This window comes from Methanocella sp. (genome assembly GCF_035506375.1).
Lineage (GTDB): Archaea > Halobacteriota > Methanocellia > Methanocellales > Methanocellaceae > Methanocella.
This window is the reverse complement of sequence record NZ_DATJPM010000017.1, coordinates 1-10250: the sequence shown is the minus strand read 5'-3', so window position 1 is coordinate 10250 and position 10250 is coordinate 1. Positions and strand designations below refer to the sequence as shown.

11 protein-coding genes are annotated in these 10250 nt (G+C 54.2%); 6 read left to right on the top strand and 5 right to left on the bottom strand.

All coding sequences use genetic code 11. The annotated features are described in order from the left end of the window. Positions 1–12: 12 nt before the first annotated feature. The gene (locus tag VMC84_RS01890; RefSeq protein ID WP_325377585.1) at positions 13–1236 is read right to left on the bottom strand and encodes an MFS transporter; all 1224 of its coding nucleotides are present in this window, start codon (positions 1234–1236) and stop codon (positions 13–15) included. A 304-nt stretch (positions 1237–1540) separates the two neighbouring features. After that, on the bottom strand, positions 1541–1810 hold the full coding sequence (locus VMC84_RS01885; RefSeq protein ID WP_325377583.1) for a hypothetical protein: 270 nt from the start codon (positions 1808–1810) through the stop codon (positions 1541–1543). Between the two features lie 43 nt (positions 1811–1853). On the opposite strand from VMC84_RS01885, the gene VMC84_RS01880 reads away from it, so the two are divergent. Continuing rightward, entirely contained in the window at positions 1854–2627 is a 774-nt protein-coding gene (locus VMC84_RS01880; protein ID WP_325377581.1) for a hypothetical protein, read from the top strand. A 190-nt stretch (positions 2628–2817) separates the two neighbouring features. Then, a complete protein-coding gene (locus VMC84_RS01875) occupies positions 2818–3231 on the top strand; it encodes a hypothetical protein (protein WP_325377579.1) in 414 nt (137 codons plus the stop codon). Positions 3232–3645: 414 nt separating this feature from the next. Here VMC84_RS01875 and VMC84_RS01870 read toward each other — a convergent pair whose 3' ends face one another. Continuing rightward, on the bottom strand, positions 3646–4479 hold the full coding sequence (locus VMC84_RS01870) for a DUF4097 family beta strand repeat-containing protein (protein ID WP_325377577.1): 834 nt from the start codon (positions 4477–4479) through the stop codon (positions 3646–3648). Between the two features lie 161 nt (positions 4480–4640). Between VMC84_RS01870 and VMC84_RS01865 the strand changes: the two genes are divergently transcribed. Then, complete coding sequence (locus VMC84_RS01865; RefSeq protein ID WP_325377575.1) at positions 4641–5267, top strand: hypothetical protein; 627 nt, start codon at positions 4641–4643, stop codon at positions 5265–5267. On the opposite strand, the gene VMC84_RS01860 is transcribed toward VMC84_RS01865, so the two are convergent. Then, positions 5239–6141 carry a UbiA family prenyltransferase gene (locus VMC84_RS01860; RefSeq protein ID WP_325377573.1) on the bottom strand — a complete coding sequence of 301 codons (903 nt, stop codon included), beginning with the start codon at positions 6139–6141 and terminating at the stop codon, positions 5239–5241. The genes VMC84_RS01865 and VMC84_RS01860 overlap by 29 nt on opposite strands. Before the next feature lie 161 nt (positions 6142–6302). On the opposite strand from VMC84_RS01860, the gene VMC84_RS01855 reads away from it, so the two are divergent. Genes VMC84_RS01855 through VMC84_RS01845 form a run of 3 tightly spaced genes read left to right on the top strand, consistent with a single transcriptional unit; the run spans position 6303 to position 9785 of the window. Next, entirely contained in the window at positions 6303–8177 is a 1875-nt protein-coding gene (locus tag VMC84_RS01855) for a PAS domain-containing sensor histidine kinase (RefSeq protein ID WP_325377571.1), read from the top strand. Positions 8178–8229: 52 nt separating this feature from the next. Beyond that, entirely contained in the window at positions 8230–9174 is a 945-nt protein-coding gene (locus VMC84_RS01850; protein ID WP_325377569.1) for a carbohydrate kinase family protein, read from the top strand. Beyond that, the gene (locus tag VMC84_RS01845) at positions 9174–9785 is read left to right on the top strand and encodes a cyclase family protein (RefSeq protein WP_325377567.1); all 612 of its coding nucleotides are present in this window, start codon (positions 9174–9176) and stop codon (positions 9783–9785) included. The genes VMC84_RS01850 and VMC84_RS01845 overlap by 1 nt, the downstream gene beginning before the upstream one ends. 4 nt (positions 9786–9789) lie before the next feature. Here VMC84_RS01845 and VMC84_RS01840 read toward each other — a convergent pair. Beyond that, positions 9790–10250 (bottom strand): peptidylprolyl isomerase (locus tag VMC84_RS01840; RefSeq protein WP_325377565.1); only part of this gene is annotated, 461 nt, incomplete at its 5' end.

Sequence of the window (10250 nt, the reverse complement as noted above, 5' to 3'; positions counted from 1 at the left end):
AATATAAACCTTTTATTTATCCTGCAGAGGCTTTTTCTTCTTTATAACAAGGTACGCGGCCAGCGCCCCGGCTGCCGAGAGCACTGCCGAGATAAAGTACGGCAGCTCCACATTGATGTCGAAGGCCAGGCCGCCGAGCGGCGGGCCAAGGATCCTTCCCATGGCGCCGTAAGATCCGAGCACTCCCATAGCGGAGCCCTGGTGTTCCTCATCCGTGGCCCTGGAGGTCAGCGAGTTGAGGGACGGCGTGGCGAGCCCGGTGCCGATCGCGATCAGGCTGGACGAGAGCATGATCGACAACAGCTCACCGGATAAGTTGACGAGCAGAAACCCGGCCGCAGTAACGGCCATGCCCGCGAGGGCGGTCCTGCCTTCTCCGATACGGCCTATAAGGAAACCGACCAGCACGCCCTGGCACAGCACGCCCACGATGCCCATCACCGTGAATAGTATGGCCATGGCCGCGGGGCCGCTTAGCGTGATGTACCCTGACAGTAAAGGCATTGGCGACGGGGCGTCATAGAGGCCGAAACGCCCGCCCATGTAGTAGGCGAAAATGGTCTGGAAGCCCGATATCAGGAAGGTCACGAGCAGCATCAGGATAAAGAGGACCGCCGTCCTTGAGCGAAGCGGGGCCAGCAGCGAGACTTTTTTACGGCTGACCGGATGATGTACGTCGACGGCCCTGGATTCCTCCAGCACCAGATAGCCGAGGATCCCGAAGACGAAGGCTGCGACGGCGGTCACGAAGAATGGCAGGTTGAGCCCCCAGACGGAGAGAATGCCCGAGACGGAGGGCCCGAAGATCATCCCGATACTCGACGCCGCACCCAGCAGGCCCATGATCTTTCCTCTCTCGTTATGCTCCGTGACATCCGCGATATAGGCCAGCGATGCAGGGTAGATGCCGCCCGCGAGGGCCCCGCCCAGCATGCGGGCCGCAAACAGCATCCAGAGCTGCGTGGCGATGCCGTAGATGACGAAGGAGAAGCCATAGCCGAACAGGCCGATCAGGAATATGGGCTTGCGCCCTATCCGGTCTGACAATTCCCCCCAGTACGGCGTGACGATGAGCTGCATGAACGAATAGGACGCCATTAACAGCCCGAGGTCCAGGGCCGAGGCGCCCATCTTCTGCGTGTAGTACGGCAGGATGGGCATGATAATGCTGAAGCCAAGCGTCATAAAAAACTGGCCCAGTACCAGGACCGCGATCTGACCCGTCTTGCCTCTCATGTAATGATTAAATCATCAATTATCGAAATAAATATGTTGAGCATTATAAATGGCCGGAAATATTTAACCGATCTTATCGTTTTATATTGCATCCCAAACCATGGGGTCATCGTGCTTAAGCTTAATAATTATAGATATTTTTAATCAATTTATAACGATTCATAAACTATTTTGCCTATCGCAGAGATATAACTTAATTAAGCCCTTGGAGGGGGAGCATAATGAGGAATGAGATTAAGATTTTGATAGCAGCAATAGTGGTTATCATTATTGTTCTGGTGGGCGCCTATGCGCTGAGCGGCTCTCAGAATGCCGCGCCCACCGTTACGCCGACCGCTGTGCCAGTGACCGCAACGCCCACGCCTACGCCCGTTCCTGCCAATGGTGGCAGCTCCGGTGGTGCCGCATCGCCGACCCCAACCGCTTCGGTAGCGCCGACGGCCGTGCCTACGCCTACGCCCATGCCGGCGAGCGGCGTGAAGCAGACGGAGTTCGGGTACTGGATCACGTATCCGCCGCTGGACCCGGAGAAGTGGAGCACCAACCCGCCGCCGGTCGTGAATCCGGGTAACATCGTCTATTTCGACCCGACCTCACAGACGGTAACGGTCCCCATCATGGAACCGGCTGCATTAGTGCAAGAGCCTCAAGCGCAGGCCATCGTTCACCGTGATGGTAACCTGAGCGGTACCACCAATGTCCTGATCAGCCGGATTGAAAGCGATAATATGTTCTATGGAGATGATTATACTGGCGGATATTGGATCCCTGATGGTGGAATCAATGCCAACCTTACTGATAATCACAACGGGACTTTTACATTACGTTTCGACCCTGGCGTATCCGAGCAGACCATTTACATCTACATTTGGAATATCCGGGAGGGGTCTATTATCGATTCTACCGCTATGGAAGCTCTGTTTAACGGCTATGCGCGTTTAACAATTGTGGGTGCTGATTCGCCGTTCACCTATGGTGATAGGAACCAGTATACGATCAACGTTAACAGCCCGTCATCGTCTGGCCAGGTTATGCAATTCATTTCAAACGGCGGTTACATTACCAATGATACATACTTCGATACCACAAGCATGGACGTGAGTGAAATTGAGCATGGTACATGGGAGGTCAATATAACACTAACCCGGTCAAGTACGAGTGGCAGTTTATCACCGCATGTAGAAATGAATACAAATATACCGGGTGAATATTTATATATAAATCAGCAACCGACGTTTGATGATGGGCAGTCGACCGCGACATTACAGGTCATTTATTCGATAGACACCAGTATCGAAGGACCTTACGCAGAATTCACAATAGATTCGAGCCCATTGTATAGCATTGGATCAAACAATCCATTCTACCTTGACTTATACCTGGAATGGTAACCAATAAAAAACGTTATTTTTTATTTAGCCTGAGGGCACCTGGTTTTCCACAAGCTTCCTGTATCCATATATATGAGTATATAGGGTTAGCACTTCCCGTTTAATTTGCCTGGCATAAGGATGCCGAAGTTACGGTCCACTTTTAAATCAATGTGTATGACCGACCGGCTTTTATACTTACGGCAAGTCTATGGTCTTGGTATCGAGGATGGGCTCTAAGCAGGATACGCAGATCGTGGAGTTTATCGTGCTCCTGGGCGTCGTCAACGGGTTTTTATATTCTTTAAAGTTCAACCCGGTGAACGCCTTCATGAACGAGGTGGGGGCGAGCGTGACGGAGCTTATCGTGACGCTTACTCCGCAGTACTCGAACGTCCTCCTCCTGTTGCTCCAGCTTTTGCCCGCCATCGTGCTCATCGTGAGCGTCATCGTCATCTATCGCCTCGGGGGCGCGACCGCCATCACGGCCGTGGCCTTTGGTTTCGGGTGCGGGTACTTCGCGCTGTCGGACCTCGTCATCAGCATCCTCTGTCTCATCATCGGCCTGCTGCTGGGGCTGTACAGCGTGAAATCCGACCGACTCCCGATAAAAAAGCGCCGCTAACCTCGAGCTTATTATTATATGACTAACGCTGGATGGTTCGGCTTTTTCAACACGAAATCACGAATTCTTTTATATCCCACGTAAGGGCACGAACCTCACTAAGGCTCATGCTTTAGCGTCAAAACACGAAACAACCTCTCTAAGGCTCGAACATCCCTAGTAGAATGAAACACGAGGGAAAGCATAACTATTAAAGTCATGCCGTTCTCGTGTTTCAATCCTTTAGCGCTTTAGTGCCATTGGAGAGGTTGTTTCGTGTTTTAAGCGCCAGGCATGGGCCTTAGTGATTTTAGTGCTCTTACGTGGGATAAAATAGTCTTTCGTGCTTTCGTGTTGAAAAACCGACGAGCAGTACGTGCATCGCTAAGCTAAAATAACGAAAACCCCGGGTAAAAAAATAGGTAAAGAAACCGCCTAGCGGCCCCTTATGTCGATATCGCCGTTGACGATGGACGTCTCGATGTATATGCCCTCGGTATAGTTTGCAGTCTTGCCGACGAGGCCCACCCGGCTCTTCTCGCTGACGACCAGCGGCAGATCCTCGGTGATGACACCGTTCACCAGGTGCGCGTTCAGGGACAGGGGTGCGTCCCTCGGTATGGTCACGGCGACATGGCCGTTGACAGTGTTCAGGAAAATGTTACCCTTCAGGGCGCCGGTCTGGATGTCGATGTTGCCATTGACCGTGGCCATGGTGGCGTTCGTGCTGCTCGCCTTCGAGGCCAGCCCGCCGTTCACCGTTGCCATCTTAAGCTGGCCGCAGTTAAACTCCCCCAGGCGAACGTCGCCGTTCACCGTTACCAGGGTCATGTCGTATTTCTTACTCTTCGGCACGGTGACCGTGATGTCCGAGTTAAACTTCGAGTTCGCCGTCCACGGCTCCTGCGTGTCCCTGATCTCCAGCTTCAGGACGCGCACGCCGCTCACGTCGGCCTGAGTAAATTCGATCTTATAGCGCTCGAAATCCGTCGCGGTGCCGCTGGCATTCACATGGATGGCATAGGCATCGCCATCGCCTTCCCTGACCGTCACGGGACCGTTGATATTCGTGACGTCCAGGCCGGCCGTATCATATCCTGCGATCGTGCCGTTGTAATCATACGACTTCTGCATGACCTGCCCGGTATTGATGATCGGGCCTCTGGTGGCGACCAGGCACAGGAACGCTGCGCCGCCGAAAGCGAGCAGGATCAGGACGATCACGAACAGCGCTCCCACCGTTATGAGTAAGAATTTATCCAGTTTCATATACAACCCTCAAAAGCTTTACTGCTAACCGCTATATAAGTAATTAATTGTTTCCCGGCTTATCTGTCGGCGACCCTTTTTTTTATCCGTCTATACCACGAGAAATATGGACAAAGAATAATTAATATGCTTTCTACAATTAATCATGCGGATGTGACGGCGTGGACGTGATTACGCTAGTGGGGGACTGCGGCGAGCCCTATTCGAAGATGCTGGGCATCGACCTGGAAGAGGGCGACACGGCCTGGGCGAAATGGCTGCTGGCGTCCATACTGTATGCGAAGCCCATCCGCGAGGAGTCGGCCACTAAAACCTATAAAGCCTTCGAGGCGGCAGGCCTGGCGGACGCGAGGTCCATCGTGGACGCCGGATGGGACCGGCTCGTCGAGATACTGGATAAGGGCGGCTATACGCGCTACGACTTCAGCACCGCCGACCGTCTGCTTGAGATCTTCGGGAGCCTGCTGAAAAATTATGGCGGCAGCCTGCGGCGGCTGTACGATTCCTCGGCCGACGGCCGGGACCTCGAGCGCCGCATCGTGGGGCTGGGCAAGGGTATCGGGCCGGTCACGGTCTCCGTTTTCTTAAGGGATATGCGGCGGGTATGGCCCAAAGCCCGGCCGCAGCTTACTCCCAGGATTAAAAAGTCGGCGGAAGCCCTCGGTATCCGGGACGTCACAGGCTATGCAGATAAGCACGGCCTCGATGTGACCGAGCTGGAGACCGCCCTGCATCGCTACTCGCGGGCCCTGTCCGGCGCTAAAGGGCCGAAATGCCTCCGGCGATGAGAAGCACGGCGGGCCATAGCAGGGTTTCGGCGTCCGCCAGCGGGTAATTCAGATAATTATCGGGCCGGGCCCGTGCCTGTCTCAGGTAATAAAAGGTAAAGATCCCAATAGCGGTCATTGCGAGGACATACGCCGGCAGCACGCCCATCATAACGCCTGCTGCGAGGGGCAGGAACGATACGACGTTCAGGGCGCCCAGCAGTGCGAACGTTTTTTCTCTGCCCAGGCATGCGGGCACAGTCTTTAAGCCCTCCGCGCCATCAGGCAGAATATCCTTTAGATCAAAGTAGATGACATTGCCGAGGCTCCTGAGGAACATGAATAAAAAAATAAGAATGACTGTCGTCTCAAGAGGCACCGGACAGCACGCGAGCACTCCGGATATAGTGCCCGCAGTCCAGACGCCCGACGTATAAACGTTCTTAAAGCCGGGCAGGTACCTCGTTATTTTCTTTAAGAATACCGAATAGGCGATCCCGAGTGCTGCCATCATAAAGACCACGATCGTAAGCGTGACGCTGGCATACAGGGCGAGCGACGCCGCCAGGATCGCGGCATAGGCCAGCATCCTGTACGGGAACGAGCTCGACATGCCCAGAAAGTAGGCGGCTCGGCCCGGGTTCGTGATCATGTCATTCTCCGCCGAGCGGTAATAGTCGAACGAATAGACGATCAGCGCCGAAATATAGGCGATGAGGAACGGTAGTGTGCCGACCCATAATCCGGGCAAGGCCGAAATAAAAAAGACCTTTGCCACGGCTCCTGTGGCAGTAATGTGCCCGCCATATATGGCCTCATCCTGAAACCCCGCGATCAGCTTTGCTAATGTCGCATAGCCATGGCGTACGCTTTGTACGCTAATGTAATGATCCATCCCCATCCCCAATCCCGGTCGCCGGCCATATGGTTGAACGACGATCGATAAAAAGTATTTTCGATTATGAATATAATAATTATTTGGTCCCTTTAGGTACGCCAGATACTTGAGTTGTAACTTTTATATAACAAGCAATTACATAATAATTTGGGGGGAAAATGAGCATCAAATTACCTGATACAGTAGGCGGCAGGTTCCTGTCCTACGCTCCGATGGCATTTCAGGCGGTGATCCTGGTCTGCATCGCCACAATCCTCCTATCGGCCTTTGGGCTCGTGGGCGTGTCGACGGCCGCATCCATGGTGGTCATGTTCCTGCTCGGGCTGCCGTTGCTGATCCTGCTCTATACTTCCTCGACGGATAAATCACTGCGGGCGGTCTTTTTAGGGCTGATCGGGAATATCACTTTACTGTCCATCTCCGGCATTATCTGGTATCTTATATCGGATTTAGTGGATATCTGGTGGCTTATACCACTTGCCAAGGTGATCATGGTCGTGGGGTATCTACCCTTGATATTTGCCTTATATTCGGTATATCAGGGTGAAAAACAGCATATCGATAAAAACATTCGTATCTTCGTGCTTTCGTTCGGCCTCTGCTTTTTCGCGGGCCTGGCCCTGTTAGGCCTGCTCTTTCTGCCCCTGGGTTCGCCTTTCGATATCGGCATCTATACCCTCTCCGTGATCGGGGATATTATCGTCCTCGATCTATCCGCAATGCTCATCGTAATCCGGCCATCGTTCCGGTCGCGCTATATCTTCTCCATCCTGTTCCTCTTCATACTGGTGAGCTTCTGCGGGGATATGCTTAGACTATCGGCCGCCCTGGGGATAGCGGACGCCCGCATAGGCTTGTATTCTAACTATTTCTACGATTTCATGCTTATCTTCCTGGTCACGGGGCTTCTCATCTATTCATTTTTCAAGGATGATAGCAAGGACGCAGTCGAGGAGGCGAACAGGAAGCTGGGGGACACACGCCACGCGATGGACGACCTGCTTTCGCAGATGCCGGACGCCGCCTGCATGTTCACCCCGGAGGGCCATGCGTTGATAGTGAACGAGCCTTTCCTGTGGCTGTTCGGAGTAAGGCGGGACGATATGCTCGCCCATTATAATCTCTTTGCTCATGCAGCGTCCCTGCAGTGCGACTTCAAGGAACGGCTAAAAGCTCTAAAGGAGGGCCGGGCCGTCCTCCTGGAAATGACAAAGATCGCCCTGTCCGGTCGGGAGGTCTTTATCTCTTTCAAGATCTTCCCTACCTTCGCGATGGACGGCAGCATCTCCAGCTACATCGCAATATGCGAGGACGTCACTTCCCGGGCCCGGGCGGAAGAGGAGCTGAAGCAGGCGAAGGCGATAGCTGAACTATACCTCGATCTCATGGGCCACGACATCAATAACATGAACCAGGTGGGCATGGGTTACCTGGAGATCGCCCTCGACACATTTCCCTTCGAAGCCGGGCAAAAAGGCCTGCTGCTCAAGCCTCTTGAAGCGATGACGAACAGCTCGAGGCTGATAGACAACGTGAAAAAGCTGAGCCGCGCAAGCAAGGGCGACATATACCTGCAGCCCATGGATCTGGGTAAAGTGATTAAAGAAGCGATCTCCGAGCACGGCCAGTCCCCCGGGCGCGATGTGGTCATCGTTAACGAAGTCGCCGATGGCACGATGGTCAGGGCCAACGAGCTGTTAAAGGACGTGTTCGTAAACCTGGTGGGAAACGCGATCAAACATTCCGGCGGTAAAATAACCATCAATATCCGACAGGAGCCCTTCTATGTCGACGGCATGAAATACGATCGCATCTTTGTCGACGATAATGGCCCCGGCATCTCCGACGACATGAAGCCGCTCATCTTCGACCGCCTGATGCGGGTGAACAAGCGGACCGGGGGAAGCGGCATCGGGCTCTACCTGGTGAAGACGCTCATCGACAGCTATGGCGGGAACGTCAGTGTCGAGGACCGCGTGCCCGGGGACCGGACGAAGGGGACCCGCTTTATCGTAACGCTACCCGCCGCTTAAGCCGGGCAAGTAAATATATTTATCGAATCAATATATTTCTAGAGACGCGACGATGCCGAGGATTGCCACCATTGGGGACGTCAACGTAGACCTGATTGCGAGGATCGACCGCATGCCCGAGCTGGGCAAGCAGGTCATAACCAGGGACTTCCAGACGCACGGAGGCGGCTGCTCGGCGAACTTTTCGCTCTCCTGCGCCCGGCTGGGGATGGAGACACAGCTTTTCGGCAAGGTCGGCGACGACGTGTTCGGCACCTACGTGCTCGTCGAGCTGGAGGACAACCATGTCGATACGAAGAACGTCCGGCTCACCGACAGCAAGACGGGCGTGACCATGGCCATGGTCCAGGGCATCGAGCGCTCTTTTATCACGTTTAGAGGAGCGAACGCGACGTATTGCCTGAACGACATCGACGTCTCGAAGATCCATGCGGACATCGTGCACCTCCCCTCGTATTTTCTACTGGACGGCCTGAGGAACGATTATGCGAAGATCATCGACATCCTGCACGCGGCGAAGATCCAGGCATCCTTCGACACGGGCTGGGACCCCCGCGGATTCACAAAAGAGACCGTGGACCCGCTTTTCGATATACTGCCCCGCGTTGACGTGTTTTTACCGAACATAGATGAAGTGCGCAATATCCTGGGGATGAACCACGATACCGGGCCGGAGAGGGCCGCAGAGGTCCTACTCGATATGGGCGTAAAGGTCGTCGCTATCAAGATGGGCAAGGACGGGTGCTGGGTAGCCACAAAAGAGCACATCGAGTACGTGCCTGCTTTCAGCGTGGAGGTGGTGGACACGACCGGCGCGGGCGATAACTTCAACGCCGGCTTCATCAGCTCATACATAAGCGGCAAGCCCCTGAACGAGTGCGCCGTCATCGGCAGCGCCACGGCCGCACTTAAAATTGGCGGCGTTGGATGGTCGACTTACCCGACACGTAAACAGGTCAATACATTTTTACAGGAGCGAGGCTATACAGGCCTCTGATGAAGATCTTTGATGTGTCCGTCGACATCTATAACGGCATGCCCGCATTTCCAGGCGATCCGCCCCCGGAAATCAAGCGTGTGCTGAGAATGCCTCAGGATTCTTTCAACGTATCCCTTATGTGCACGGGCACGCACGTCGGTACACACGTCGACCCGCCCATACATTTCGTGGAGGGCGGCTATACCGTGGATAAGATACCGCTCGATCACCTTTACGGGCGGGCCGTCGTATTAGAGGTGCCCGATGCTGACGCCGTGAGCGAAAAGGACCTGAAGGGCGTAAAGGCGGATATTATCCTTTTTAAGACTAAAAACTCGGCTCTCTGGAACAGCGGAGAATTTCATAAGGATTATGTATATTTAGACGAGAGCGCCGCCCGCTGGCTCGTCGACCATAAGGTAAAGACGGTGGGCATCGACTACCTCTCCATCGGCAGCTTCAAGAGCGGCGAGGCCGTGCATAAGCTCCTGCTGGGCGCCGGCATCACGGTCATCGAAGGCCTGGACTTCCGGAAGATAGAGCCGGGCAGGTACACGCTGGCGTGCCTTCCGCTAAAAATAAGGGACGGGGACGGAGCCCCCGCCAGGGCGTTTTTAATCCAGGAATAGGGATCTACGTGGGTAGTGGGCTGGGGTTTATCGCCCGCAGCGTGATGTCGAACACTAGCGTCTTCCCGGCCATCGGGTGGTTATAATCGAGTGTCACCGTATTGTTCGCCGCATCGATGCCGATCAGCTTGGCGTTTTCGCCGTTAAACGTTATCATCTGGCCAACATATTGCGTGAAGTCGGATGCATTGTATTTCTTCAACGGTACGGTAACGACCAGGGACTGATTATAGTCCCCGTACGCTTGGGCAGGCGTCAGCGTGACATTCTTGGTATCGTTGATCTTCATACCGACCACGGCCTGGTCGAATCCCGGGATCATCATTCCGGAGCCGACGATGAATGACAATGGCACATATTGGGTCCCCACATTAAAGATCCCCGCCTCCTTTGCGACCGTGGAATTTGTGGTCTCGATCACTGTCCCGCTCGGATCTTTGAGCGTATAATCGACGTAGACCAGGT

What these genes read in the sequence shown, in the direction of transcription:
- VMC84_RS01860 (WP_325377573.1), bottom strand. Translation starts at nt 6,141, where the DNA reads ATGGATCATTACATTAGCGTACAAAGCGTACGCCATGGCTATGCGACA.
- VMC84_RS01845 (WP_325377567.1), top strand. Translation starts at nt 9,174, where the DNA reads ATGAAGATCTTTGATGTGTCCGTCGACATCTATAACGGCATGCCCGCA.
- VMC84_RS01855 (WP_325377571.1), top strand. Translation starts at nt 6,303, where the DNA reads ATGAGCATCAAATTACCTGATACAGTAGGCGGCAGGTTCCTGTCCTAC.
- VMC84_RS01875 (WP_325377579.1), top strand. Translation starts at nt 2,818, where the DNA reads ATGGTCTTGGTATCGAGGATGGGCTCTAAGCAGGATACGCAGATCGTG.
- VMC84_RS01885 (WP_325377583.1), bottom strand. Translation starts at nt 1,810, where the DNA reads ATGTTACCCGGATTCACGACCGGCGGCGGGTTGGTGCTCCACTTCTCC.
- VMC84_RS01890 (WP_325377585.1), bottom strand. Translation starts at nt 1,236, where the DNA reads ATGAGAGGCAAGACGGGTCAGATCGCGGTCCTGGTACTGGGCCAGTTT.
- VMC84_RS01850 (WP_325377569.1), top strand. Translation starts at nt 8,230, where the DNA reads ATGCCGAGGATTGCCACCATTGGGGACGTCAACGTAGACCTGATTGCG.
- VMC84_RS01880 (WP_325377581.1), top strand. Translation starts at nt 1,854, where the DNA reads ATGGAACCGGCTGCATTAGTGCAAGAGCCTCAAGCGCAGGCCATCGTT.
- VMC84_RS01870 (WP_325377577.1), bottom strand. Translation starts at nt 4,479, where the DNA reads ATGAAACTGGATAAATTCTTACTCATAACGGTGGGAGCGCTGTTCGTG.